The following is a 25505-nucleotide window of genomic DNA, read 5'->3' on the forward strand; positions in this document are numbered from 1 at the left end:
ATCTGCAGATTGTGGTGGTCCACCCGCCCCGCCTGGAACTGGATCGTCACACCGAAGGTCTGCGTGGCCGCGATCAGGGCCAGGAGCGCGGCGCGGCTGCCGAAGCTGTGCCGGACGCCGCGATACAGGAGCCAGCCGTAGAGCCCGAAGAGCAGCATGGGCCAGAGGGCCGCCGTCAGACCCACGGCAAGCGCGTGGCCCGTCAGGGGCGTGAGCGCCAGGATCAGGCCGGCGATCGGCGCGTCGACGAGGCGCGACCAGTGGCTCGGCACGCCGCCAGGGGGCAGGAATCGGTACTGGACGTTGTCGTACCAGCCCTGGCCGGCCAGCAGGTCGCGCACTTCCACGAGGCGCATCGCGTCGTCGGTGTCAGGGACGCGGAGGTGGTGGATCGTCTCCCACACGGCATGGGGGGCGTTCACCGTCGCGATGCAGAGGGCGGCAAGGATCCACAGCAGCGTGCGGGCCTCGATCCGCCGGCGCGGTCGGGAGAGGGGTAGCGCCGGAGCCGGCATGGTTGGATCACCCGGGCGGGCGGTCGATGCCCTCGCCGGCATGCTCGCGCGGTTCGGCTTAACGCGCGGTCAAAAGGGCACCGGACGTGCGGCCGGTCGCCTGTCCGCCCCGTCGGTGCCAGCGATTCCTTAACCACGACCCGCCATCCTGGCGACCGGTCGGCGTCCTGCGCGTCGCGCGCCGCACCATTCGCCGGAGCATGGGATGAGCCACCACACCGAGACGCTGGTGATCGGCGCGGGACCCGCGGGTCTGACCGCCGCCTACCTGCTGTCGAAGAAGGGACGCTCCGTCACCGTCCTGGAGCGGGATCCGGCGCAGGTCGGCGGGATCTCGCGCACCGTCTCGCACAACGGCTACCTGTTCGACATCGGCGGCCACCGGTTCTTCTCGAAGTCCCAGGCCGTGGTCGACCTCTGGGACGAGATCCTCCCCGACGACTTCATCGAGCGCCCGCGCCTGTCGCGGATCTACTATCGCGGCCGGTACTACGCCTACCCGCTCAAGGCCTTCGAGGCTCTGCGCAATCTCGGCGTCGTCACCAGCGCGGCCTGCGTCGCCTCCTACCTCTACGCGCGCCTGCGGCCGGTGGCGGAGCCCAAGACCTTCCACGCCTGGGTCCGCAACCAGTTCGGCGAGCGCCTGTTCTCGATCTTCTTCAAGACCTACACCGAGAAAGTGTGGGGCATGTCGTGCGACGCGATCTCGGCCGATTGGGCGGCGCAGCGCATCAAGGGGCTCGACCTCGGCGCGGCGATCCGCGACGGCATCAAGCGGTCGCTGGGCCTGCGCAAGGCGCCCAGGGCCGGCGGTCCCGTCATCAAGACGCTGATCGAGTCGTTCCGCTATCCCCGCCGCGGCCCCGGCATGATGTGGGAGGCGGCGGCCGCCAAGATCCGCGCCCAGGGCGGGCAGCTGAAGCTCGACCGCGGCGTCGATTCCCTGAGCTACGATGCCGGCACCGGCATCTGGACGGTGGCGGCCCGCCGCTCGGACGGCAGCCGCGAGACCTTCACGGCCCGCAACGTCATCTCGTCCGCACCGGTCCGCGAGCTCGTCGACGCGATCCGCCCGCGGCCGCTCAGCACCTTCAACGCCCGGGCGCTGAAGTACCGCGACTTCCTGACGGTGGCGCTCATCGCGAAGTCTGACAAGAACTTCCCGGACAACTGGATCTACATCCACGACCCGGCGGTGAAGGTCGGCCGGGTGCAGAACTTCCGCTCGTGGTCACCCGAGATGGTGCCGGACGCGGACCATACCTGCCTGGGTCTGGAGTATTTCTGCTTCGAGGGCGACGGCCTGTGGAACGCAGAGGATTCCGAGCTGGTGGAGCTTGCCAAGCGCGAGATCGGGCAGATCGGCCTGATCGACCCGGCCGACGTCGTCGATGCCTGCGTGGTCCGGCAGCCGAAGGCCTACCCGGTCTACGACGAGGAGTATGCCGGCCACGTCGTCACCGTGCGGCGGGAACTGGAGCGGGATTTCCCGAGCCTGCACCTCGTGGGCCGCAACGGCATGCACAAGTACAACAACCAGGACCACGCGATGATGACCGCGATGCTGACCGTGGAGAACATCCTCTGCGGCCGGCGCCGGCACGATGTCTGGCGGGTGAACGAGGACGCCGAGTACACCGAGTCCGGCGTGTCGGGGGCCGACGTCGCCCTGGGCAGCGAGCGCCTCGTCCCGCGCAAGGTTGCCTGAGGCGGGTTCCGGTCGGTCGGGTCGGCCTGCCCGTCCTCGCGAGCGGAGCGAAGCATCCGAGGGCGGTGCTGGGCGCCCTGAAGTCGCGCTGGCCTGGGTCGCTGCGCTCGCGATGACGGAGTGTGCGATCCGACTGGGGTGACGATCGGAAACCCCGCGGTAGGCGACACGGTTCGAGCCGCGTCACCGGCGCCGCTTGCCGGCCCGTTCCGCGCCTCTATCGTTCCCTTCCGGTAATGCCCTGGTTCAAGGGCCGCCGGGAGGATTCTTTCGATGCGATCTCTGCTTCTCGCCGCGCTCATCGCGGGCGTGGCCATGCCGGCGGCGGTGCTGCCCGCCCTGGCGCAGGGTGCGGCCCCTGCCGAGACCAAGGCCAAGACCGACGACCTCGAGAAGCTCGAGGGCTTCCACAGCACCGACACCCAGGCCGCCGCGGAGATCCCGCAGACTGGCCGCCGCGCCGACGCGATCCGCAAGAACCTGTCGAAGATCAAGCTGCCGGACGGCTTCAAGATCGACCTGTACGCCGTGGTGCCGGATGCCCGCGCGATCGCCGTCGGCCCCAATGCCGGGGTGCTGTTCGTCGGGACGCGCAAGAGCAAGATCTACACGGTCACCGACCGTGACAAGGACCGGGTCGCCGACGAGGTCCGGCCCTTCGCGCCGGGCATCGCGTTCAAGATCCCGAACGGCGTCTGCTTCTCGAAGGACGGCGTCCTCACCGTGGTCGAGCAGAACCGGGTCCTGGCCTTCCCGGCCGCCGAGTTCTTCTACGAGAACCCGGACGTCGCCGCCGGCGTGCTGGTCAAGCAGGGCGCTCTGATCCCGGCCTCCGAAGAGAGCTTCAACCACACCGCCCGCGTCTGCCGGGTCGGGCCGGACGGCAAGACCTACATCGCGCTGGGCCAGCCCTACAACGTGCCGCCCGCCGAGAAGATGGATCTCTACAAGAAGACCGGCATCGGCGGCATCATCCGCATCGACGCCGACGGCAAGAACCGCGAGGTCTACGCGACCGGCATCCGCAACTCGGTCGGGATGGATTTCAATACCGACAAGTCGCTGTGGTTCACCGACAATCAGGTCGACGGCATGGGCGACGACAAGCCGCCGGGCGAACTGAACCGCTCCACCAAGGCGGGCGAGAATTTCGGCTTCCCGTGGTTCGGCGGCGGCGCGGTCCGGACGGTCGAGTACAAGGACCAGACCCCGCCGGCCGACGCCGTCGCCCCGCAGGCCGAGCTGCCGCCGCACGCGGCCGATCTCGGCATGACCTTCTACAACGGCAAGCAGTTCCCGGCCGCCTACAAGGGCGGGATCTTCATCGCCGAGCACGGCTCGTGGAACCGGACCGAGCCGGTCGGCGCCCGGGTGATGTTCGCCAAGCTCGGCGCCGACGGGAAGGTCGAGTCGGTCAAGCCGTTCGCGGAAGGGTGGCTCACCGGCGACGGCGAGTATCTCGGCCGTCCGGTGGATGTGGCGGTGATGCTCGACGGCTCGCTGCTGGTCTCGGACGATTCCGCCGGGGCGATCTACCGGATCTCCTACGAGAAGTAGTTTCTTGTGATGGGGCGCCTCTTCTCGAGAGGGGCGCCCCGTTGCGGGCGAGCGCGACGCGCCCCCTCTCCCGTGCGGGAGAGGGTTGGGGTGAGGGACGAGAACGTTCAGGATCAGGCACGCGTTCGATGCGCCGAATAGGGTGCACTCCACTCGGAGCGACCTGATCCCTCACCCTGTCCCTCTCCCGAACGGGGGAGGGGACCCGCGCCTTTTACACTGACCCTTTGTGCCAGCGTCACTTTGAGTTCGCCCGATGATCCGTCCGCTTCTCGTTCTGCTCGCCACCCTCGTCCCGCTCTCGGCCCAGGCCGGCGATGCCGCCGCGGGCAAGAAGCGCGCGACCGCCTGCCAGACCTGCCACGGCATGGACGGGCTCTCGAAGCTGCCGGAGGCGCCGAACCTCGCCGGGCAGGTCGAGCCCTACCTCGTGAAGGCGCTCACCGAATACCGCGACGGCAAGCGGCAGAACGAGATCATGAACGTGGTCGCGAAGGAGCTGTCGGACGCCGACATCGCCAATCTGGCGGCGTACTATTCCGGCATCCAGATCGACGTGCTGCCGCCGGGGTAAGCCACACCGCCGTCATTGCGAGGCAGCGAAGCGATTCAGTCGCGCCACGCTCACCGATGTCGCGCGACCCTAATTTGCTTCGCGCCGCTGGCGATGACGCCGCGGATCAATCGTCCATCTTCAGGGCGGCGATGAACGCCTCCTGGGGAATCTCGACGCGCCCGAACTGGCGCATCTTCTTCTTGCCTTCCTTCTGCTTGTCCAGCAGCTTGCGCTTGCGCGAGATGTCGCCGCCGTAGCACTTGGCGGTGACGTCCTTCGACAGGGCCTTGATCGTCTCGCGGGCGATGATCTTGCCGCCGATCGCCGCCTGGACGGGGATCTGGAACAGGTGGCGGGGGATCAGGTCCTTCAGCTTCTCGCACATCGCCCGGCCGCGCGATTCGGCGCGGGTGCGGTGGACCAGCATCGAGAGGGCGTCCACCGGCTCGGCGTTCACCAGGATCGACATCTTCACGAGGTCGCCCTCGCGGTAATCCGACACGTGGTAGTCGAAGGAGGCGTAGCCCTTCGAGATCGACTTGAGCCGGTCGTAGAAATCGAACACCACCTCGTTCAGCGGCAGGTCGTAGACCACCATGGCGCGCTTGCCGACGTAGTTGAGGTCGATCTGGACGCCGCGCCGGTCCTGGCAGAGCTTGAGCACGCCGCCGAGATACTCGTCCGGCGTCAGGATCGTGGCGCGGATCCAGGGCTCCTCGACCGTCTCGATCTTCATGACGTCCGGCATGTCGGCCGGATTGTGCAACTCCTTGATCTCGCCGTCGCGCATCTTGAGCCGGTAGACCACCGAGGGCGCCGTGGAGATCAGGTCGAGGTTGAACTCGCGCTCCAGCCGCTCCTGGATGATCTCCAGGTGCAGGAGCCCGAGGAAGCCGCAGCGGAAGCCGAAGCCGAGGGCGGCCGAAGATTCCATCTCGTAGGAGAACGAAGCGTCGTTGAGCCGGAGCTTGCCCATGGCCGAGCGGAGATTCTCGAACTCGGCGGCGTCGACCGGGAACAGGCCGCAGAACACCACGGCCTGAACTTCCTTGAAGCCCGGCAGCATCTCGGTGGTCTGGCGCTTGTCCTCGGTGATGGTGTCGCCGACGCGGGTGTCGGCCACCTCCTTGATCGAGCCGGTGAAGAAGCCGACCTCGCCCGGGCCCAACGCGTCGATGTCGGCCATCTTGGGCCGGAACACGCCGATCCGGTCGACGCCGTAGACGGCGTCGGCGCCCATCATCCGGATGGTCATGCCCTTCTTGAGGGTGCCGTCGATGATCCGCACCAGCACCACGACGCCGAGATAGGCGTCGTACCAGCTGTCCACGAGCAGCGCCTTCAGGGGCGCGTCGCGGCTGCCTTTCGGTGCCGGCAGGCGAGTGACGATCGCTTCCAGCACGGCTTCGATGTTGAGGCCGGTCTTGGCCGAGATCGGCACGGCGTCGGAGGCGTCGAGGCCGATCACCTCCTCGATCTGCTCCTTCACCCGGTCCGGCTCGGCGGCGGGCAAGTCGACCTTGTTGAGGACCGGGACGATCTCGTGGTTGGCGTCGAGCGCCTGGTAGACGTTGGCGAGCGTCTGCGCCTCGACGCCTTGCGAGGCGTCGACGACCAGCAGCGATCCCTCGCAGGCGGCCAGCGAGCGCGACACTTCGTAGGCGAAGTCCACGTGGCCGGGCGTGTCCATCAGGTTGAGGACGTAGTCCTTGCCGTCCTGCGCCTTGTACTCCAGGCGCACGGTCTGCGCCTTGATGGTGATGCCGCGCTCCTTCTCGATGTCCATCGAGTCGAGCATCTGCTCGCTCATGTCGCGGAGCGCGACCGTGCCGGTGGCCTGGATCAGCCGGTCGGCCAGGGTCGATTTGCCGTGGTCGATATGCGCGACGATCGAGAAGTTGCGGATGGTGTCGATCGGGGCTGTCATCGGCATTCCGTTCGGGCGCGCGCCGGCGCGCACCGTCTGACGTCTGGACGTGTTCGGATGGATCGGCTCCCGCGCGAGATAGCAGCGCAGCGGGAAGGCGCCAAGCGCGGCCTAAGCGCTCGCTCGGTCATTCGGGGCGGCGCGGCCGGGCCAGGAGCGCGTGCGGCGCCGTCGGCCACGGCACAAAACAACGGGGGCCGGAACGGGCCGGCCCCCGGGTCACGATCGTGTCTGGCGCCGAGGAGCGATCTGGCTCAGCGACCGCGGTCGCGGATCAGTCGCTCGATCTCGGCCTCGCCGTGGGAGCGCGCCTTGGCCTCGGTCGGATGCTTCCGGTCCGAACGCTGGTGCAGCTTGCCGTGCTTGCGGATGCTCCACTGGAACAGGGAGCCGCTCTCGCCGACCGGCTCCACGTCGAGGCTGAAGGGGTAGGTATCTGTCTGGGTATCGCTCATGGTGCCGATATGGGGCGGTCAGCGACCTTTCGCCATGCCTGATCGGCAAGTCCTTGCGCGTTTACGCGTCCGCACCGGTCGCGCGCGCCCGCGCGGCCATGGCAACGAGGCTTCTGCGCAGCGCACCCATGTCGGTGACGCGTTCCGGATAGGGGACGCGCAGGGTGCGGTCGGCCGCCATCATGTCCATGCCCTCCGGGTCGAGGCCGGTGAGCCGCCAGGGCAGGTCGGCCGCGCCGCCGGCGCCCGCGGCGTAGAGCGCCAGCGCGTCCGCGTGGTCGGCGTTCATGTGCTCGACGGCGCCGCGCTCGCCCGCCACGATCGCCTGCGCGTCCGAGAGGTCGAGGAGGAGCTGGTCGCGGGTCAGGGTCGCGGCCTTGGCGAAGCCGCCGTTGAGGTGGCCGGCCTCCGGCGCCAGGGCGAAGAAGCCGAAATCGGGGAAATCGGCGTAGAGCTTGGCCTTGGGGTGCCGGGCGAGGAACCGCTCCCGCGCCCGCGTCTCGGCGGTCTGGACGGCGCGGCCGACCACGGTCAACCGGGGATGGGCGAGGGGATCGCCCTTGCCGCCCTGCGAGAACAGCAGCGAGCAGCGCGGGTCCGCCAGCAGGTTGCGCGTGTGGGCCGATAGCCGCGACAGCAGCATCAGCGGCGTGCCGTCCGCGTCGGTGGCGATGGTGACGAGCGAGGCGAACGGCGTCCCGTCCGGCTCCAGGGTCGCGAGCGCCCCGGACCGGACGCAGCGCAGGAGCGTGCGCGACAGGCCGATCGCGTCGAACGGCGCCGCCTCGGCCGGCAGCGGACGGGCCGGCCCGCCCGCCGGACCCGTGTCGATCGTCTCGCCCATGCGCGATTCCTCCCCTCTCCGAGCGGCCGCCCGGTACCGCCGCCACGTTAGCGGCGCGGCGCGGGCCGCGCGAGGCGCCGCGGCCGCGTCAGATGGGCCTCCGTTCGACCGCAGATCGACCGTCGGGCGCGCCCGTTACGGCCAAGCTATGACCGCCGCTCGCTTTTTCCGATCGGCCGTACTAAAGCACCTGTCCCTTTGCGTGTGCCGGGCTGCGCCGAAACCGCCCGGTTCGCGTTTTTGTCTGCCCCCTCGGGGCCGGGACGTGGCGCGGCCTGTGCGAAGAGCCGGGACCGCGCCTGAGCCCGTTCAGTCAGGGACCGCGCATGCCGACCATCGCCCTCGTCGACGACGACCGGAACATCCTCACCTCTGTGTCGATCGCGCTTGAGACCGAAGGCTACCGCATCCAGACCTACACGGATGGGGCCTCTGCGCTGGACGGTCTGCGCCACTCCCCGCCCGATCTCGCGATCTTCGACATCAAGATGCCGCGCATGGACGGGATGGAGCTTCTCCGACGCCTGCGGCAGAAATCGGACCTTCCCGTGATCTTCCTGACGTCGAAGGACGAGGAGATCGACGAGCTGTTCGGCCTCAAGATGGGCGCGGACGACTTCATCCATAAGCCATTCTCGCAGCGCCTGCTGGTGGAGCGGGTGAAGGCGGTGCTCCGCCGCTTCGCCAAGGAGGCCCCCGGCGGCACGCCCCGCGGCGAGGCCGAGGTCGCGGCCCGGTCGCTCGAGCGCGGCGCGCTGATGATGGATCCCGAGCGGCACACCTGCACGTGGAAGGGCGAGCCCGTGACCCTGACCGTGACGGAGTTCCTGATTCTCCAGGCCCTCGCCCAGCGCCCCGGCGTCGTGAAGAGCCGCAACGCGCTCATGGACGCGGCCTACGACGATCAGGTCTACGTCGACGACCGGACCATCGACAGCCACATCAAGCGGCTGCGGAAGAAGTTCAAGGTCACCGACCAGAGCTTCGACATGATCGAGACGCTCTACGGCGTCGGCTACCGCTTCAAGGAGGCGTGATCTCCGGGATCCGCTCCGTGACCGCTCGCACGCAATCCCAGACCGAGGATGCCCCGCCCCGCGCCTCCCTGGCCCAGACCCTGTCACGACCGCTCGGCTGGCCCCGCGCCGTGTGGGAGGCGATCGGCCAGCGCGCCTCGTCGAGCCTGACGCGCCGCATCGTCGTCCTCAATCTCGTCGGGCTGATCGCGCTGCTCGTCGGGTTCCTGTACCTCAATCAGTTCCGGCAGGGCCTGATCCAGGCCCGGATCCAGAGCCTCGCCATCCAGGGCGAGATCATCGCGGGGGCGATCGCCGCCTCGGCGTCGGTGGACACCGACACGATCCGCATCGACCCCGACAAGCTGCTCCAGCAGCAGGCCGGCGAGGCGGCGGAGGAGGAATCGCAGCCGCTCGCCTTCTCGCTCAACCCCGAGAAGGTGGCGCCGCTCCTGTCCCGCCTCGTGACCCCGACGGGCAACCGCGCCCGGGTCTACGACCAGGAGGGCGGCCTCCTGTTCGACACCCGCACCCTGTTCAAGCGCGGCGACGCGAGCCGGCCGGACCCGCTAGAGCCGAAGCCCCACAAGCCCGGCATGCTCGAAGCCGCGTTCGAGGCGGTCCAGTCCAAGCTCGGCGGCCTGTTCCGCAGCCGGACCGAGACCGCCGAGGAGACCGGGCCGGTGAACGGCCACTCGCTGCGCGAGGTCCAGGCGGCGCTCGGCGGAAATCGCGGCAGCCTCGTGCGCCGGAACAAGCTCGGCGAGACCACCGTCTCGGTGGCGGTCCCGATCCACCGGGCCGGCTCGGTCCGCGGCGCCCTGCTGATCTCGACCCAGGGCGACGCCATCGACCGGGTCATCGCCTCGGAGCGGTTCGGCCTGCTGCAGGTGTTCCTCGTCGCCTCGGCGGTCATGGTGGTGCTGTCGTTCCTGCTGGCGGGCGCGATCGCGGGGCCGGTTCGCCGCCTCGCAGAGGCCGCCGAGAAGGTCCGCATGGGCATTAAGACGCGCGAGGAGATCCCGGACTTCACCGAGCGAACCGACGAGATCGGCCACCTGTCGGGCGCCCTGCGCGACATGACCCAGGCCCTCTATCGGCGGATCGACGCCATCGAGAGCTTCGCGGCGGATGTCAGCCACGAGCTGAAGAACCCGCTGACCTCGCTCCGGAGCGCGGTGGAGACGCTCCCGCTCGCCAAGACCGACGAGTCCCGCGGCCGGCTGATGGCGATCATCCAGCACGACGTGAAGCGCCTCGATCGCCTGATCAGCGACATCGCCGACGCCTCGCGCCTGGACGCGGAGCTGGCGCGCGCCGAGGCCCGGCGGGTCGATCTCCGGCGGCTGCTCACCACGGTCGTGTCGGTCGCCAACGAGCGCCGGCGTCCCAAGGACTGCCTGATCCAGCTCGACGTCGAGGCCACGGGCTCCGACCAGGACGCGCCGTTCACGATCATCGGCCACGACAGCCGGCTCGGTCAGGTGGTCAACAACCTCCTCGACAATGCCCGCTCGTTCTCGCCGACCGACGCGAAGGTCCGGGTCGTGCTGCGCCGGGTGCGCGGCGAGGTCGAGATGATCTGCGAGGACGAGGGCCCGGGCATCCCGGAGCACGCCCTGGAGCGGATCTTCGAGCGCTTCTACACCGACCGGCCGGAGCAGGGATTCGGTCAGAATTCCGGCCTCGGGCTGTCCATCTCCCGCCAGATCGTCCAGGCTCACCGCGGCACGATCCGCGCGGAGAACCGGCCCGGCGCCCCCGACGAGGACGGCGAGCCGACGGTGCGCGGCGCCCGCTTCGTGGTGCGTCTGCCGGCGGCGCCGCGGCAGCTCCACGCCTGATGGTCACCCTGCACGGCGCCTGCATCGCGCTGGGCGGGGCCGGGATCCTGATTCGGGGGGCCTCCGGCGCGGGCAAATCCAGCCTCGCGCTCCTGCTCGCCACCGCGCCGGACGGGGCCTTCGTGGCCGACGACCGGGTGGTCTGCGCGATCCGCGACGGGCGAATCACGGCCGGTCCCCATACCGCTCTCGCCGGACGTGTCGAGGTCCGCGGCCAGGGGATCCTCTCGCCGACCGATCTCGGCCTCGCGGTGTGGCCGGAGGCGGTGCTGCACCTCGCCGTCGACCTGGTGGAGACGGCGCCGCGCCTGCCCGAGCCGCCGGCGGACGCGGACATCCTGGGATGCGCCGTGCCGCGCCTGGTGCTGGATCGCGGTGTCCGTGCGGCCGGTCTCGCGCCGCTCCTCGTTCGTGCGGCGCTGCGAAAGGCGCGGCCGTGACTTCGCAGCCGCACAGGCGGCTCGATTCACCCAAGACTGGTATCACCCATGGCGCACACGGTGCGACCGTGGCATGATCTCGGGAATGTCCGGGCAAAAAAGTCGCGATCGCCTTGTGGGGGGCTGTGCGATGCACAACATGGCGTCACACACAGGACGTTGGAACACGTGTCGATGATTGGCATGGTGCTCGTCACCCACGGACTCCTGGCGACCGAGTTCAAGGCCGCGCTGGAGCACGTGGTCGGCCCACAGGATCAGATCGAGACGATCACGATCGGGCCGGAGGACGACATGGAACTGCGACGCCGGGACATCATGTCCGCGGTCTGTCGTGTGAATACCGGGGACGGGGTGGTGGTGCTGACCGACATGTTCGGCGGCACCCCGTCGAACCTCGCGCTCTCCTGCATGAATGGCGGTTCGGTGGAGGTCGTGGCGGGGATCAACCTGCCGATGCTGATCAAGCTGGCCAGCGTCCGCGACGAGGAGAAGCTCGGCGACGCCGTGCTCCACGCCCAGGAAGCGGGCCGCAAATACATCAACGTCGCCTCGCGGGTCCTGGCGGGTAAGTAATTCTCCGCAATCATGCCTCCAGGACGGCGGTCGGCGGGGCCGAGCGCCGCGCGCTCACGGTGATACCCACCGATGCCGCGATCACCAGCGCGATCGCGAGCCACTGAACGGCGCTGATTCGCTCCCCCAGCAGGACGAGACCCGCGCAGGCCGCCACGGCCGGCTCCAGGCTCATCAGCACGCCGAAGCTCTTCCGATCGAGGCGGCGCAGGGCGACCATCTCCAGCGAGTAGGGCAGGGCGCTCGACATCAGCGCCACCGCGAGGCCCGCGGCCAGGAGCCCGGGCGCCAGCAGGGCGGGACCGGCCTCCGCCACGCCGAACGGTGCCACGACGAGGGCCGCGGTGAGCATGCCGAGGGACACGGCCTGCCCGCCGTCGATGCGCCCGGCGCGCTGCCCGAACAGGATGTAGAGCGCCCAGCACAGGGCCGCGCCGAGATCGAGCGCGATGCCGATCGGGTCCAGACCGTCCTGGCTGGCGATCGGCAGCAGCAGACCGAGGCCGGTGACCGCCACGCCGATCCACAGGAAATCCGCGCGCCGCCGCGACGCGATCAGCGCGACCGCCAGCGGCCCGACGAACTCGATCGCCACGGCCGGCCCGAGCGGCAGCCGCGCCAGGGCGAGGTAGAACAGGAGGTTCATGAGCCCGAGGGCCGTCCCGTAGAGGGCGATCCAGCCGGCCTCGCGCGCCGGAAGGCTGCGCCGCCACGGCCGCCAGACCGCGATCAGGATCAGGGCCGAGAAGCCGACCCGCAGGGCCGAGGTCCCGGCCGCACCCACGGCCGGGAACAGGCTCTTGGCGAAGGTCGCGCCGCACTGGAGCGAGACCATGCCCGACACCAGAGCGGCCACGGAGAGCACCGTATCGCCGAGGCCGAACCTGAAGCGTGACACGCGACGACATCCCTCACCACCGACGCCCGGCGCGGGCATAGCAGAGGCCGCGGCCGCGACGGTCCGCGGCCCGGCACACCGCTCCACCCCGACACGGTACTCGCCGGGTCCGGCTCGTCCCGCCGCTGACGCACGGTGGCGTGGCCTTCGGCGCTTACAGGATGAAGCGGCTGAGATCCGCGTTCGACGCCAGGTCCTGCACCCGGTCGCGCACGTAGGCGGCGTCGATCGGCACCGTCTCGCCCGACCGGTCGGTGGCCGTGAAGGAGATCTCGTCGATCACCCGCTCCAGGACCGTCTGGAGCCGGCGTGCGCCGATATTCTCCACGGAGGAGTTCACCTCGACGGCGACCCGCGCGAGGGCGTCCACCGCGTCGTCGGTGAAGGTGAGCGTGACGCCCTCGGTCTCCATCAGCGCGACCGTCTGCTTGATCAGGCTCGCCTCGGTGGCGGTGAGGATCTGCTTGAAATCGTCCACCGTCAGCGGCTGCAGCTCCACGCGGATCGGCAGGCGGCCCTGCAACTCGGGGAGGAGGTCGGCCGGCTTCGACACGTGGAACGCGCCCGAGGCGATGAACAGCACGTGGTCCGTCTTCACCGGCCCGTGCTTGGTCGCGACGGTCGTGCCCTCGATCAGCGGCAGCAGGTCGCGCTGCACGCCCTCGCGCGACACGTCGCCGGACGAGCGACCCTCGCGGGCGCAGATCTTGTCGATCTCGTCGAGGAAGACGATGCCGTTGTTCTCGACCTCGCGGATCGCCTCGCGGACCAGCGCCTCGTCGTCGACCAGCTTGTCGGATTCCTCGGCCATCAGCGGCGCGTAGGCGTCCCGCACCAGGACCCGGCGCGGCTTGCCGCGCTGGCCGCCGAGCGCCTTGCCGAGCATGTCGCCGATATTGATCGCGCCCATGGAGGCGCCTGGAACGCCGGGGATCTCGAACATCGGCATGCCCGCGGGGGCGCCGGAGGTCAGCTCCAGCTCCACTTCCTTGTCGTCGAGCTCGCTGTTGCGGAGCTTGCGCCGGAAGCTGTCGCGGGTGGCCGGGCTCGCCGTCGGGCCAACGAGCGCGTCGAGGATCCGGTTCTCGGCGGCGGCCTCGGCCTTGGCCTTCACGCCCTCGCGCTTCACCTGCCGGGTCAGGCCGATCGCCACCTCGACGAGGTCGCGGACGATCTGCTCGACGTCGCGGCCGACGTACCCGACCTCGGTGAACTTGGTCGCCTCGACCTTCAGGAACGGCGCGTTGGCGAGCCGGGCGAGGCGGCGGGCGATCTCGGTCTTGCCGCAGCCGGTCGGCCCGATCATCAGGATGTTCTTGGGCGCGACCTCCTCGCGGAGCGGACCGGTCAGCTGCTGGCGCCGCCAGCGGTTGCGCAGCGCGATCGCCACGGCGCGCTTGGCGTCGTGTTGCCCGACGATGAACCGATCGAGTTCGGACACGATCTCGCGGGGAGAGAACGTCGTCACCGCTTTGCCATCCCTGTTCCCGGCCCGAAATCGGCCCCGCGCCGGGAATGGGGTCGCGCGCGGCCCCGCGCAAGGGGCCACGCGTCGGCCGGTCGCCGCCTCAGTGCGTCGCCGTGACCGCCGCGGCGTCGCCCTTGTCGTGCTGGCCGAACCGCTCGACCAGGGTCGCGCTGGCCTCGTTGAGGCCCACGACCGCGACATCGCGCCCCCGGGCGCGGGCCTTGAGGACCACGCGGTCGAGGGCCGCGATGGCCGAGATGTCCCAGAAATGCGCCGCGTGGACGTCGATGACGAGGCGCTCGACCGGTTCCAGCACGTCGATCCCCTCCGAGAAGGTCCCCGCCGAGGCGAAGAAAACCTGCCCGGTGATGGTGTAGGTCCGGGTGCGGCCGTCGGCCGAGAGGGCGGACGTGACCCGGTTGAGCCGGGCGACCTTGCCGGCGAAGAACACGCCGGACAGCAGCACGCCGACCAGCACCCCGACGGCGAGGTCCTTCGTGGCGACCACGACCAGGACAGTCGCCAGCATGACCGCCGTGGAGGGCAGCGGGTTCGTGCGCAGCCGCAGCAGGGAGCGCCACGAGAAGGTGTTGATCGAGACCATGATCATGACGGCCGTCAGGGCCGCCACCGGCACGACGGCGAGAAGGTCCTGCAGCGCCACGAGGAGCACGAGCAGGAACGCCCCCGCCACCAGCGTCGACAGGCGGCCGCGGGCGCCCGACGAGACGTTGATCACCGACTGCCCGATCATCGCGCAGCCGCCCATGCCGCCGAACACCGCTGACGCCATGTTGGCCACGCCCTGGCCCACGCACTCGCGGTTCTTGTCGCTGCCGGTGTCGGTCATGTCATCGACGATCTGCGCGGTGAGCAGGCTCTCCAGCAGGCCGACGGCCGCCAGCGTCGCCGCGTAGGGCAGCAGGATCCGCAGGGTCTCGAGGGTGAGCGGCACGTCCGGCAGGGCGAAGCTCGGCAGCGCGGAGGGCAGGGCGCCGAGATGGGCGACCGTGCGCACGTCGAGGTGGAAGATCACGGTGATCGCCGTCAGCACCGCGATGGCCACGAGCGGCGACGGGATCGCGCGGGTGATCCGCGGGAATCCGTAGATGATCGCCAGACCGAGGGCGATCAGCCCGTAGGTCGCCGGCGTGACGCCGGTGAGCTCGGGCATCTGTGCCAGGAAGATGAGGATCGCCAGCGCGTTGACGAAGCCGGTCATCACCGATTGCGAGACGAACCGCATCAGGCGGCCCAGCCGGAGGAAGCCGGCCAGGATCTGGATCAGGCCCATCAGGATCGTCGCGGCGAAGAGGTACTGGACGCCGTGCTCGCGCACGAGGTCGACCATCACCACCGCGGTCGCGGCGGTGGCGGCCGAGATCATGGCCGGCCGACCGCCCGCGAAGGCGATGGTGCAGGCGATGACGACCGAGGCGTAGAGGCCGACCTTGGGGTCGACCCCGGCGATGACCGAGAAGCCGATGGCCTCGGGGATCAGCGCCAGGGCGACGACGATCCCCGACAGGGTGTCGCCGCGCAGGTTGGAGGTCCACGACCGGAGATATCCGGCGTTGCGCGTTACGTGTGTCGACATCGATGAATCCGCACGAGCGGCGTGCCCGCGTCGCTGGCGGGTCAGAGCGCGTCTCGAATGCGTGGTCCGGCGGATCGGCGGCCGGAAGAGCCACCCGGGCTTTCACCGGGTCCTTGCGAATGCGCGCGACCCTAGGGGCGCGCGCGCTGCAATGCAACAACGCCGCGGGATGCGGCCCGCAGCGCGTTCCCGTCAGTCCGGGCGCCGCCCCGCAGCACGGACCGACAGGATCGTCGGTCCCGACCGCCTCAGGCGGCGCGGACCTGCGCGACGAAGCCCGCGACCTCGCCGCCGAGCCCGTTCGAGCGGCGGGCGATGTCGGCGGCGGCGTCGAGGACTTCCGCGGCGCTGGCGCCGGTCTCGCGGGCCGCGCCCAGGACGAGCGCCATCGTGTCGGTGACGGCGCGGGTGCCGCTGGCGGCCTCGGAAACGCTGCGGGCGATCTCCTGGGTGGCGAGCTGCTGCTCCTCGACCGCGGCCGCCACGCCGAGGGCGATGCCGTGAACCTGCTCGATCGTGCCGCCGATCTCCTCGATCGCCGCGACGGCGTCGTGGGTCGCGGTCCGCATGGCGGCGATCTGCCCGGCGATCTCCTCGGTGGCCTTGGCGGTCTGCGTCGCCAGATCCTTCACTTCGGTGGCGACGACCGCGAAGCCGCGCCCGGCGTCGCCCGCCCGCGCCGCCTCGATGGTGGCGTTCAGCGCCAGCAAGTTGGTCTGGCCGGCGATGGTGGAGATGAGGGAGACGACCTGCCCGATCCCGTCGGCGCTGCGGGCCAGGGCCTGGACGCTCGCCCGGGTCCGCCGCGTCGCCTCGACGGCGCTCTCGGCCGCCGTCGAGGTCTGGGTCACCTGGACGCCGATCTCGCTGGCGGTGGCGGCGAGTTCCTCGGTGGCGGCGGCCACGGCCTCGACGTTGTGCGCCGTGGTCTCGGCGGCGCGGGTCACCGACTGCGACTGCGTGCCGGCGTGCTCGGCGTTGCCGGCCATGGTCGCGGCGGCGCGTTCCAGCCCGGCCGCGGCCCCGGCGAGGTGCTCGACCAATCCCCCGATGCTGCCCTGGAAGCGCTCGGCGAGCCCGGCCATCTCGGTGCGCTTGCGCGTCGCGGTGTCGGCCTGCATCCGCTCGTGCTCGTGCCGCAGGGTCTCCGCCTCCCGCATCGTGTGGCTGAAGACCTGCATGCTCGTCCAGATCGCGCCGATCTCGTCCCTTGCCGGCTTGACGGTGGGCAGGGTCAGGTCGCCGCGCGACAGGCGCTGGATCGCGTCCGAGACCGCCCGCAGCGGCCGGGCGATCTGCCGCTGGCCGACGAGCAGGCCGAGGGCGCAGCAGGCCACCGTGCCGATGAGAGCGAGGCCGAGCAGGACGAGCGTTCGCGTCTCGAACAGCGCCTGCGTGTCGGCCTTGATCGCCGCCATCTCGGCCCGGCCCTGCTTCACCAGGGCGTCGATGCTCGCCTGGAAGACCTTGCGGTTCGCCCGGTTGGCGTCGTTGAACCCCAGCTCGGCGGCCGCTCTGGGGCCGGTCGTGTCGCCCGCGTCCGCGAGGGCGCTGCGGAGGGTCCGGAACGCGTCGGCGTTGCGCACCATGGCGTCGAAGAGGGGCCGCTCGGCCTCGGTCACCCGCGGCGCCCAGTCGGCCCGCAGGGCGTCCATCTCGGCGAGGCCCTTGCGGATGCCGGCGGTGTACTTGGCGGCCTCCGTCCGGTCGGCGGAGGCGTAGACGCCGCGCGAATCCATGGTGACTTCGGCGGCGAGGCGGTTGAAGTTCGCGGCGTCGAGCGCCCGGATCGAGGCGCTCTCGACGCTCGACAGCGAGCGCTCGAAGCTTTTCAGCGTCGCCACGCTCACCCCCGCCACGACCAGCGTCGTCAGGCTGCAGGCGCCGACGAAGCTCAGGAGTTTTCCGCCGATATTCATTGTCATCCAACCGTCGAGACTCGGTTGGCGTCAAAATGCCGGTTATTCGTCAAGACGTCGTAAACTGAGACGATCCGGCATTATTTGTCGTGGCCCCGTACGGGAGAGCGGGTGACGCGGGGGCGCGGCGCGTGCCGCGCCGGACCCGGTCAGGCCGCCCGGACGGTATCGAGGAAGCGACTGACTTCCGCGGTCAGGTGCTCCGATTGCCGGGACAGCTCCGAGGCCGCGTCGAGGACCTGGCCGGCGGCGACGCCGGTCTCCTCGGCGGCGCCGGCGACGCCGGCGATGTTGCTCGTCACCTCGCCGGCGCCGACAGCGGCCTGCGAGACGTTGCGCACGATCTCCTGCGTGGCCGCGCCCTGCTCCTCGACGGCCGCCGCGATCGAGGTGGCGACGCCGCTGATCTCGCGGATCCGGTCGGTGATGCCGGCGATGGAGGTGACCGCCTGCCCGGTCGAGGCCTGGATCTGCGCGATCTGGCCGGAAATCTCGTGCGTCGCCTTGGCGGTCTGCTCGGCCAGCGCCTTCACCTCGGAGGCGACCACCGCGAAGCCCTTGCCGGCGGCCCCGGCCCGCGCCGCCTCGATGGTGGCGTTGAGGGCCAGCAGGTTCGTCTGGCCGGCGATGTTCGAGATCAGCCCGACCACGTCGCCGATCCGCGACACGGAATTGCTCAACTCCTGGACGAGGGCGCCGGTCTGATCGGCGTCGGAGACGGCCCGCTGCGCCAGATGCGCCGAGCCGTCCACCTGCCGGCCGATCTCCTGAACCGACGAGCCGAGTTCCTCGGCCGCCGCCGCGACCGTGTTGACGTTGGAGGCGGCCTCCTCGGCGGCCGCCGCGACCGTGTTCGACTGGCTCGAGGTCTGGGACGCCGTCGCCGACATGGTCCGGGCGGTCGCCTGCAACTCGGTGGCGGAGGACGACACCATCCCGACGATCCCGCCGACCGCGCGGTCGAAGCTGTCGGCGAGCTCGATCATGGTCCGCCGCCGCTCCGCCGCGGCGGCCGCGTCGGCGACGCGCTTTATCTCAGCCTCCTCGGCCGCCTTCTTGGCGACCATCGCCTTGATGCCGTCCACGGCGCGCCCGACCGCGCCGATCTCGTCACCACGCACGGCTTCCTCGATCTCGGCCTCGATCTCGCCCCGGGCCATGCGCTGCAGCACCGCCACGAGGCGGCCGAGCGGTCGGGTCAGCATGGCGAAGACGAGGACAGCCAGCAGGCCGGCGATCACGACGCTGGCGATGCTGCCGAGGAGGCTCGCCAGGTAGGCGGACCCGAAGGAGCGCGCCTGCTCGTCGCTCCGCGCCGTGAGAAGGTCCCGCTCGGCCCTCTCGGCGTCGCCGATCTTGGCGCGCAGGGCGTCCATGGACGCCTTTCCGGCGCCGCTCGCCTCGATCTGCCGGGCCTTGTCGAGGTTTCCCGCCTCGACGAGGGCGATCTCCCTGGCGGCGATGTCGTTGGACCAAGTCTCCGCCGACTTCCGCACGGCCTCCAGGCGCGCCTGCTGCCCCGCGTTATCGGCGGTGAGCGACCGGGCACTCTCCAACGATGCCTTGAAGGCCGTCTGTCCCTTCTGGAGCGGCTCGAGGAATTTCGGATCGCCGGCGATCAGGTAGCCGCGCAGCCCGGTTTCCTGGTTGACCATCGCCTGGGTCACGCCGTCGAGGGCCGAGATCACTTGGTAGGAATGCTCCGTCAAGCGATTGACGCGCTCGATTGAGGAAAGATGACTGTATCCGATGGCGCTGATACCGACCGTGACCGCCGCCAAGCTGCCGAACGCGGCGGTCAGCTTCGTGACGATCCGGACATCATTGATCGAGCGCATTGTCAGTCCCCAGGGCCCCATTCGGGAATTCGAATTCGGTTCCCTGCCGCTTGTGATAAATTATACGGAGTGAAGACTATCTTACTCGGCGCATCGGCCGCCCGCTGAAACCGGCTGAAAAAAGGTTTAAAATCTGTCATCAGCAACCAAGCTCCCGTGAGCCGACCGCGTTCTGCTGTTGGCGGGGTCTGTTGCAGGCGACAATAACTGCCGCGCGGGTAGATCGGGCGGTCTTAGCTCACCGGTGCCGGCTTACGGCAACTCTCCACGACGCGAAGACGCGGATCGATCCGTATTCGCGCGGACCTGGAGGCTTCAGCGGTCAGCCGAATTGACCCCGCGTCCGATGAGAACGTGTGAGCATCAGCCGCGGAATACGGGTACCGCCGGGGCCGCGACGTCGATTACGGCCGCCGCGTTCTCGATCGTGCGCCGATGATCGCGCTTGCGGCGGCGGGGCCGGCGAGCGCCCGCCCGGCCGCGCCGGATCTCAGGTCTCCAGCGCCTCGATGACGAGGTTGCCGTTGGTGTAGACGCAGATCTCCGCGGCGATCGCCATGGCGCGCCGGACGATCGCCTCGGCGTCGAGGTCGCTCTCCTCCAGCGCCCGGGCGGCCGACAGGGCGTAGTTGCCGCCCGACCCGATCGCCATGACGCCGCTCTCGGGCTCCAGCACGTCGCCGGAACCCGACAGGAGCAGGCTGACCTCGCGGTCCGCGACGAGCATCATCGCCTCGAGACGGCGCAGGTAGCGGTCCGTCCGCCAGTCCTTGGTCAGTTCCACGCAGGCCCGGGTCAGCTGGCCGGGATACTGCTCCAGCTTGGCTTCGAGGCGCTCGAACAGCGTGAAGGCGTCGGCGGTGGCGCCGGCGAAGCCGCCGATCACCGCGCCCTTGGCGAGGCGCCTGACCTTGCGGGCATTTCCCTTGACGATGGTCTGGCCGAGGCTGACCTGACCGTCGCCGCCGATCACGACGCGGCCGCCTTTGCGGACCATCAGGATCGTGGTTGCGTGCATCTGGGGGACGGCGCCCCTGTCGTCGTACCTGAATGCGTCCTGGCTCAAGATTCGGCTCCGCTCTCGATCGCGCCGAGATGGGGAGCTTCGCCGGCCGAGTCCAGCCGGTGCCGCGTCCGGTCGCCTACTCGGCGACCGCCTCGGGGCTGCGGACCGGGCCGGCATCCTGGAGGATCGACTGCGCCGCGGCCTCGGCCAGCAGCGCGTAGCCGCGGTCGGCCATGTGCAGGCCGTCGGAGGCGAAGAGCTGCTTGGTCGTCAGCTTACCCTCGCGCACCCAGCCGTGCATCAGGTCGGCGCGCCGGATCACCGGCACGTCGAGCTCCTCGCCGACGCTGCGCACCGCGTCGCGGAAGCGGGAGGCGCCCGGCGTGGATTCGAGCTTGGGGCACCATTGCGGCTCCATCAGTACCACGTCGATGCCGGCCTCCCGGATCCGGCGGATCGCCGACACGGTGGCCTCGCGGAAATGGTCGAGCGGCACCCCGCGGAGCGGGTCGTTGCTGCCGGTCTGCCAGATGACGAGCTGGGGCTCGGCCGCGATCACGTCGCGGTCGAGCCGCGCCAGCATGTCGTCGACATGCTCGCCGCCGATGCCGCGGTTGATGACCGCCACGTCCATCCCGTGCAGCTTCTTGCGCAGGTCGATCTGCAGGCGGGCCGGGTATGCATTGGCCGGGCTCGACGCGCCCACACCCTCCGTCGAGGACGATCCGAACGCGACGATCTTGAGCGGCGCGCCGATCGCGATCTGGCGAGCGACGTGCGGCAGGTCCGGGCTGTCGCCCAGATCGATTCCCAGCATGTCCAGCGATTCGGGCAGGAGGTCCGTGTAGGCGAGGACCGCCGTCGGCAGGACCAAGAGGGCCCCCAGTAAGCCCAGGCGGCGCAGCATCCGGCGGGCGGGGAAGACAGTGTTCAGCGTCTTGGACACGGGACCGACGGCTCCGGCTCTCGTGAGCGGTAGATACAATCTGACACAGGGCCCTGGAAAGAGCGGTTCCGGGCAGCGTTTGAAAACGAACTGAATTCGTAACGCAAAATTAGGCGTTCGTGGGGACGAGCGCCCTTGCGTGGGGATTCCCGGCAACATCGCCGCGGCCGGTAGGTGTCGGCGGTCGCGGAGCCCGTATTTCGCGCCCTTCCCGTTCAGTTCGGCATGAACCATGCGAACGCTCCCCCGACGCGTCTCCGAGAGGGCGGCGGAGCGCGCGGTCGGGCGCGCGGGGGCGTCGTCCGACCGGCCGCGGGGCTCCGTGAGCCGTCCCATGGTCGACCGCTTGCGCATCGCGATCCTCACGCACTCGACCGACCCGCGCGGCGGCGTGGTCCACGCTCTGGAACTCGGGGAAGCCCTGGGCAGGCTCGGGCACGAGGCGGTCGTCCACGCGCCCGATCCGACCGGCGGCGGCTTCTTCCGCACGGCGCAGTGCCCGGTGATCTCGGTCGCGGCCAAGCCGGTCGTCGGTCCGGCCGCCGCGCTGGTCGGCACCCGGATCGCCGACTACCTCGCGCATTTCTCGACCCCGGCCGCCTGCGACTTCGACGTCTTCCACGCCCAGTGCCGGATCAGCGGCAACGCGCTCGCGACCCTGACCCGCCGCCGCCTCATCCCGGGCTTCGCGCGCACGGTCCACCGCATCGACACGTTCACGGACCCGCGGCTCGCGCAGTGGGAGGAGCGGGCCATCCTCGATGCCGGTCGCCTGCTCTGCGTCAGCCGGACCTGGGCGGCGACGCTGGCCGCCGAGTACGGCGCCCGGGCCGACGTGGTCGGAACCGGCGTCGACGCGGCGGTCTTCACGCCCGATCCCGGGCCGGAGGACGACGCGCTCCGACGCTGTCTCGGCCTCGGCGGCGGACCGGTCTTCCTGAGCGTCGGCGGGTTCGAGGCGCGCAAGAACACGCTGGCGATCATCGAGGCCTTCGCGGCCCTGCGCCGGCGCTGCCCCGAGGCGCAGCTGGTCGTGGCCGGCGGCTCGGCGCCGCTCGAGCAAGCCGGGTACGAGGCCCGGTGCTGCGCCGCCCTCGAGCGCGAGGGGCTCGAGGTCGGGCCCGGCCGGCCGGTGATCCGCACCGGAGCTTTGGCGCAGACCGACATGCCGGGCCTCTACAGGCTCGCCGCGACCCTGGTCTCTCCCTCACTGGCGGAGGGCTACGGACTCTGTGTGCTGGAAGCGATGGCCTGCGGCACGCCGGTGATCGTGTCGGGCCGCCCGCCTTTCACCGAGTACATCGCCCCCGGCGAGGCGCTGTCGGTGAACCCGGAGGACACCGGCGCCATCGCGGCGGCCATGGAGGCGAGCCTGGACCCGAGCCGGCGGGCGCGGCTGCGCAACGCCGGCCGGGAGGTCGCCCGCGCTCACGTGTGGGACGCCTGCGCGGCGCGCCACCTGCCGACCTACGCGGAACTCGCGCCCGGTGACGCGCCGTTGATGGCGGCGGCCACGGGTGCGGCGGCCTGGAATACCCTGCGGGTCCCTCGCGATGCCTGAGATGCGCTTCCATATCCGCTGGCCGGACGGGACCCGCGAGGCGTGCTACTCGCCGTCGCTGGTGATCAAGGACCACCTCGCGGTCGGGCAGGATTACCCCCTCGACGAGTTCGTCGCCCTGAGCCGGCTGGCCCTGGGCATCGCGAGCGAGCGCGTCCGCGCCCTCTATGGATTCCCGTGCGGCCGCGCGCAGGCGCAGCTCGCCCGGATCGAGGAGGGCGCCCGCCGGCAGGAACCCGGGACGGTCCACGTCGAGGCCTTCGAGGACTAGTCCGGGACCGCCGCATCGCTGTGCGGCGAGGCGACGCTGGGCGGGCGATCGCCGCGCCGGGTTGTTCGCAGGACCGACGGCGCGGGCGGAGGCGCGAGGCGATGATGACACGGATAGCGGCGGCCCTGGTGCTGGCCGCGTCGCCCGCGGCGGCGCAGACGCGCCCGTCCAGCACGACGATGACCTGCCAGCAGGCGATCCGCCTCATCCAGGCCCGCGGTGCCCTCGTCCTCGGGACGGGCGGCATGACCTACGATCGGTTCGTCCGCGACCGCTCGTTCTGCGAGCCTACCGAGATCGCGCGGCGCGCCTTCAGGCCGACCCGCGACAACCCGAACTGCCTGATCGGGTACACGTGCTACGAGCCCGGTCGCGGCGACTGGTTCGGCGTCGACGACTAGCACCGTTCCCGATCGCGCTGCCGACCCGCGCGCGCGGGCCGCGGGCGGGACGTCGGTCGGGCGCGGTCGCCGCGTCACCCCGCCTCCGGGCCCCCGTGCCCGGGTTCGAGGGCGACGATCACCCGGCGGTCTCCGGCCCGGCGGGTGAAACCGGTCGCGTCGAGGTGTTCGAGCAGCGGGATCGAGAACTTGCGCGAGATGCCGAGGGTCGCGCCGGCCTCCCGGGCCAGGAACCCGGTCTCGGCCGTCCGCGCCGTCGGGAAGGCGTCGATCAGCCGAGTCTTGGCGCTGGCCACCGCCTCCCGGTGGAACAGCACGGCGCGGCGCTGCACCCGGTCGACCGCGCGGATCACCGTGCCGGCCCCCACCAGGTATGTCAGCGCCTCGCGGCGGCGCACGTCCCGGCCGATGGCCTCGGCCTCGTCGGGTGGGTTCAGGCCGGCGCGGCGGAAGACCTGCTCCAGCCGGCGGGCGGCCTCGCTCTCGAATCCCCGCGCCGCGCTCAGGATGCCATCGAAGGCGTCGCGCATGGCGCCGAACTGGCTGAGCGGGATGACCCTGTCGGCATAGATCGATTCGAGGCCCCTGTAGTTCTTGTAGAGAGCGTAATTACTGAACGCTGTTGAGGTTATGAGGAGTGTACCCAGGGCGAGGTCGATCAGCGGCGCCCCGGCCGCGCCGAGCTGCCCGAGGCGGACCGTGATCGCCTCGGCGGGACCGCCCGCCGTGAGGGCGGCGAGGTCGGCCATGACCCGGGGATCGCGGCGTCGGCGGCGCCGGCTCACCGGATCGAGGACCCGACCGCCCGCCACCGTGACGGAGGGCGAGTCGAGCCGCAGCACGAAAGGCTCCCGCGCCGGCACTGCCACCGGCTCGGCCAAGTGGAGCTGTGCCTGGGTGCTTGCGCCCGGCTCCAGGGCGTCGCGGTCGAGCAGCCGCAGCCGCGCCTCGACCTCGGTGGTACCGAACAGCAGACGGCAGGCCGTGCCGCCCGCGAGGGAATTTGGCAGGTTCGCGGCCGCGGTGATCGCCACGTCGAGCCACGGGCTCGGCGCGAGCAGGCCCGGCAGCGAGAGCGCCTGCCCGCGGGCGATCTCGTCGAGGTCGATCCCGCGCAGGGCGACCGCCGTGCGGCGCCCCGGCTCGGCGCGCTCCACCGCGCGTCCGTGGATCTGCAGGCCGCGCACCGTCGCGGTGCGGCCGCCGGGGGCGATCTCGACGGTGTCGCCGATTGCGAGCGGCCCGCGCCGCAGCGTCCCGGTCACGACCGTGCCGAAGCCCGGCCGGGAGAAGACCCGGTCCACCGGCAGGTAGGGGAAGCCGTCATCGCGGCCGGGCTCCGTCTCCGCGAGCAGCGCCGACAGGGCGGCGGCGAGCTCCGGCAGGCCATCGCCCGTGACAGTCGAGGTGGCGATGACCGGACCGGCCTCGATCCCGGCCCGAACGGCCGCGGCGGCGATCTCGGCGGCGCGGGCCGCCACGGTCTCGGGCGAGGCGAGGTCCGCCTTCGTCAGGGCGAGCACGCCGCGGCGCACGCCGATGAGGGAGGCGATCTCGAGATGCTCCACCGTCTGCGGTTTGATTCCCTCGTGGGCGTCCACCGCGAGGAGGACGGCGCGCATGCCGGTCGCGCCGGAGATCATGGCGCGAACGAACCGCTCGTGGCCCGGCAGGTCCACGAGGTCGATCTCGCCCTCAGCGGATGTCAGCAGCGCGAAGCCCGGCACGATCGACACGCCGCGGGCGCGCTCCTCCTTGAGACGGTCCGTCTCGACGCCGGTGAGCGCGCGGACGAGCGCCGTCTTGCCGTGATCGACGTGCCCGATCACGCCGACGAGGAGTGTCTTCAAAGCAGCCACCGACCGGATCATCTCCACGGTGCCGCCGTCCACAAGGGGCGCACCGCTCGCTCGCAGGGGAAGATCCGCCGCGCCGGCGCGTCGTGGCACCGTGAGCCGCCAGGCGGTCGGGGCCGGGGCTGCGTGGCAGATGAGTTGTGGACAATTTGTCTTGCCACGCCGTGCCGTTTTGGGAAAGCGCGATTTTAACGCAGCGCAGCATCGTTCCGTCGCGCGGGAGTGGCGGCGTCCCCGCTTGACGACGGATGCGTCGCCGCCTTTGCTGCGCCGGGTGCGTCCGACGGTCACGCCCCGATGCCGGTG

Annotated in this window: 23 protein-coding genes and 1 other annotated feature; of the genes, 12 read left to right on the plus strand and 11 right to left on the minus strand. The window is 70.6% G+C overall.

The window, feature by feature from the left end; all coding sequences use genetic code 11:
- The first annotated feature begins 11 nt into the window (after positions 1-11).
- The 4 genes from MMR14E_RS23425 to MMR14E_RS23440 all read left to right on the plus strand — a co-directional run bounded on the left by MMR14E_RS23425 (position 12) and on the right by MMR14E_RS23440 (position 4354).
- Positions 12-500: a hypothetical protein gene (locus MMR14E_RS23425; protein ID WP_331317599.1), complete on the plus strand. Its 489-nt coding sequence runs from the start codon at positions 12-14 to the stop codon at positions 498-500.
- A gap of 220 nt (positions 501-720) precedes the next feature.
- Entirely contained in the window at positions 721-2223 is a 1503-nt protein-coding gene (locus MMR14E_RS23430; RefSeq protein WP_331317600.1) for an NAD(P)/FAD-dependent oxidoreductase, read from the plus strand.
- A 273-nt stretch (positions 2224-2496) separates the two neighbouring features.
- Positions 2497-3780: a PQQ-dependent sugar dehydrogenase gene (locus MMR14E_RS23435; RefSeq protein WP_331317602.1), complete on the plus strand. Its 1284-nt coding sequence runs from the start codon at positions 2497-2499 to the stop codon at positions 3778-3780.
- A gap of 256 nt (positions 3781-4036) precedes the next feature.
- The gene (locus MMR14E_RS23440) at positions 4037-4354 is read left to right on the plus strand and encodes a cytochrome c (RefSeq protein ID WP_331317604.1); all 318 of its coding nucleotides are present in this window, start codon (positions 4037-4039) and stop codon (positions 4352-4354) included.
- Between the two features lie 106 nt (positions 4355-4460).
- Here MMR14E_RS23440 and lepA read toward each other — a convergent pair whose 3' ends face one another.
- The 3 genes from lepA to MMR14E_RS23455 all read right to left on the minus strand — a co-directional run bounded on the left by lepA (position 4461) and on the right by MMR14E_RS23455 (position 7562).
- Positions 4461-6263: a translation elongation factor 4 gene (gene lepA, locus MMR14E_RS23445; protein WP_331317605.1), complete on the minus strand. Its 1803-nt coding sequence runs from the start codon at positions 6261-6263 to the stop codon at positions 4461-4463.
- 254 nt (positions 6264-6517) lie between these two features.
- A complete protein-coding gene (locus MMR14E_RS23450) occupies positions 6518-6718 on the minus strand; it encodes a hypothetical protein (protein ID WP_010682254.1) in 201 nt (66 codons plus the stop codon).
- Between the two features lie 61 nt (positions 6719-6779).
- Complete coding sequence (locus MMR14E_RS23455) at positions 6780-7562, minus strand: HugZ family protein (RefSeq protein ID WP_331317606.1); 783 nt, start codon at positions 7560-7562, stop codon at positions 6780-6782.
- 326 nt (positions 7563-7888) lie between these two features.
- Here MMR14E_RS23455 and MMR14E_RS23460 point away from each other — a divergent pair, with 326 nt between their 5' ends.
- The 4 genes from MMR14E_RS23460 (at position 7889) to MMR14E_RS23475 (ending at position 11438) form a co-directional block, all read left to right on the plus strand.
- Complete coding sequence (locus MMR14E_RS23460; RefSeq protein WP_012320037.1) at positions 7889-8599, plus strand: response regulator transcription factor; 711 nt, start codon at positions 7889-7891, stop codon at positions 8597-8599.
- A 68-nt stretch (positions 8600-8667) separates the two neighbouring features.
- Positions 8668-10422 carry a stimulus-sensing domain-containing protein gene (locus tag MMR14E_RS23465; RefSeq protein WP_419539435.1) on the plus strand — a complete coding sequence of 585 codons (1755 nt, stop codon included), beginning with the start codon at positions 8668-8670 and terminating at the stop codon, positions 10420-10422.
- On the plus strand, positions 10422-10862 hold the full coding sequence (locus MMR14E_RS23470; RefSeq protein ID WP_331317609.1) for an aldolase: 441 nt from the start codon (positions 10422-10424) through the stop codon (positions 10860-10862). Before MMR14E_RS23465 ends, MMR14E_RS23470 begins: the two co-directional genes overlap by 1 nt.
- Positions 10863-11036: 174 nt before the next feature.
- A complete protein-coding gene (locus tag MMR14E_RS23475; protein ID WP_010682249.1) occupies positions 11037-11438 on the plus strand; it encodes a PTS sugar transporter subunit IIA in 402 nt (133 codons plus the stop codon).
- Between the two features lie 10 nt (positions 11439-11448).
- On the opposite strand, the gene MMR14E_RS23480 is transcribed toward MMR14E_RS23475, so the two are convergent.
- The 5 genes from MMR14E_RS23480 to MMR14E_RS23500 form a co-directional block, all read right to left on the minus strand.
- Complete coding sequence (locus MMR14E_RS23480) at positions 11449-12336, minus strand: DMT family transporter (RefSeq protein ID WP_331317610.1); 888 nt, start codon at positions 12334-12336, stop codon at positions 11449-11451.
- A 154-nt stretch (positions 12337-12490) separates the two neighbouring features.
- Complete coding sequence (hslU, locus tag MMR14E_RS23485) at positions 12491-13804, minus strand: ATP-dependent protease ATPase subunit HslU (RefSeq protein WP_331317612.1); 1314 nt, start codon at positions 13802-13804, stop codon at positions 12491-12493.
- 100 nt (positions 13805-13904) lie between these two features.
- A complete protein-coding gene (locus MMR14E_RS23490) occupies positions 13905-15401 on the minus strand; it encodes a SulP family inorganic anion transporter (RefSeq protein ID WP_331317613.1) in 1497 nt (498 codons plus the stop codon).
- Between the two features lie 60 nt (positions 15402-15461).
- Positions 15462-15517: a sequence feature (sul1 is cis-regulatory element that is thought to sense ions involved in sulfur or methionine metabolism; They are found in Alphaproteobacteria), on the minus strand.
- A gap of 132 nt (positions 15518-15649) precedes the next feature.
- Positions 15650-17320, minus strand: a complete 1671-nt coding sequence (locus MMR14E_RS23495) for a methyl-accepting chemotaxis protein (RefSeq protein WP_331318635.1) — start codon at positions 17318-17320, stop codon at positions 15650-15652.
- A 149-nt stretch (positions 17321-17469) separates the two neighbouring features.
- A complete protein-coding gene (locus MMR14E_RS23500) occupies positions 17470-19101 on the minus strand; it encodes a methyl-accepting chemotaxis protein (RefSeq protein ID WP_331318636.1) in 1632 nt (543 codons plus the stop codon).
- On the opposite strand from MMR14E_RS23500, the gene MMR14E_RS23505 reads away from it, so the two are divergent.
- Complete coding sequence (locus tag MMR14E_RS23505) at positions 19070-19231, plus strand: hypothetical protein (RefSeq protein WP_331318677.1); 162 nt, start codon at positions 19070-19072, stop codon at positions 19229-19231. The genes MMR14E_RS23500 and MMR14E_RS23505 overlap by 32 nt on opposite strands.
- Positions 19232-19648: 417 nt before the next feature.
- Here MMR14E_RS23505 and hslV read toward each other — a convergent pair whose 3' ends face one another.
- The gene (hslV, locus tag MMR14E_RS23510; protein ID WP_331318638.1) at positions 19649-20176 is read right to left on the minus strand and encodes an ATP-dependent protease subunit HslV; all 528 of its coding nucleotides are present in this window, start codon (positions 20174-20176) and stop codon (positions 19649-19651) included.
- Positions 20177-20300: 124 nt separating this feature from the next.
- A complete protein-coding gene (locus MMR14E_RS23515) occupies positions 20301-21110 on the minus strand; it encodes an SGNH/GDSL hydrolase family protein (RefSeq protein WP_331317615.1) in 810 nt (269 codons plus the stop codon).
- 334 nt (positions 21111-21444) lie between these two features.
- On the opposite strand from MMR14E_RS23515, the gene MMR14E_RS23520 reads away from it, so the two are divergent.
- The 3 genes from MMR14E_RS23520 (at position 21445) to MMR14E_RS23530 (ending at position 23343) form a co-directional block, all read left to right on the plus strand.
- On the plus strand, positions 21445-22671 hold the full coding sequence (locus MMR14E_RS23520; RefSeq protein ID WP_331317617.1) for an MSMEG_0565 family glycosyltransferase: 1227 nt from the start codon (positions 21445-21447) through the stop codon (positions 22669-22671).
- Complete coding sequence (locus tag MMR14E_RS23525; protein ID WP_331317619.1) at positions 22664-22942, plus strand: MSMEG_0570 family nitrogen starvation response protein; 279 nt, start codon at positions 22664-22666, stop codon at positions 22940-22942. The genes MMR14E_RS23520 and MMR14E_RS23525 overlap by 8 nt, the downstream gene beginning before the upstream one ends.
- Before the next feature lie 101 nt (positions 22943-23043).
- Positions 23044-23343: a hypothetical protein gene (locus MMR14E_RS23530; protein WP_331317621.1), complete on the plus strand. Its 300-nt coding sequence runs from the start codon at positions 23044-23046 to the stop codon at positions 23341-23343.
- A gap of 74 nt (positions 23344-23417) precedes the next feature.
- On the opposite strand, the gene selB is transcribed toward MMR14E_RS23530, so the two are convergent.
- Complete coding sequence (gene selB / locus MMR14E_RS23535) at positions 23418-25214, minus strand: selenocysteine-specific translation elongation factor (protein WP_331318640.1); 1797 nt, start codon at positions 25212-25214, stop codon at positions 23418-23420.
- Between the last annotated feature and the right edge of the window lie 291 nt (positions 25215-25505).

Source organism: Methylobacterium mesophilicum, from assembly GCF_036441335.1.
Classification (GTDB): Bacteria; Pseudomonadota; Alphaproteobacteria; order Rhizobiales; family Beijerinckiaceae; genus Methylobacterium; species Methylobacterium mesophilicum_B.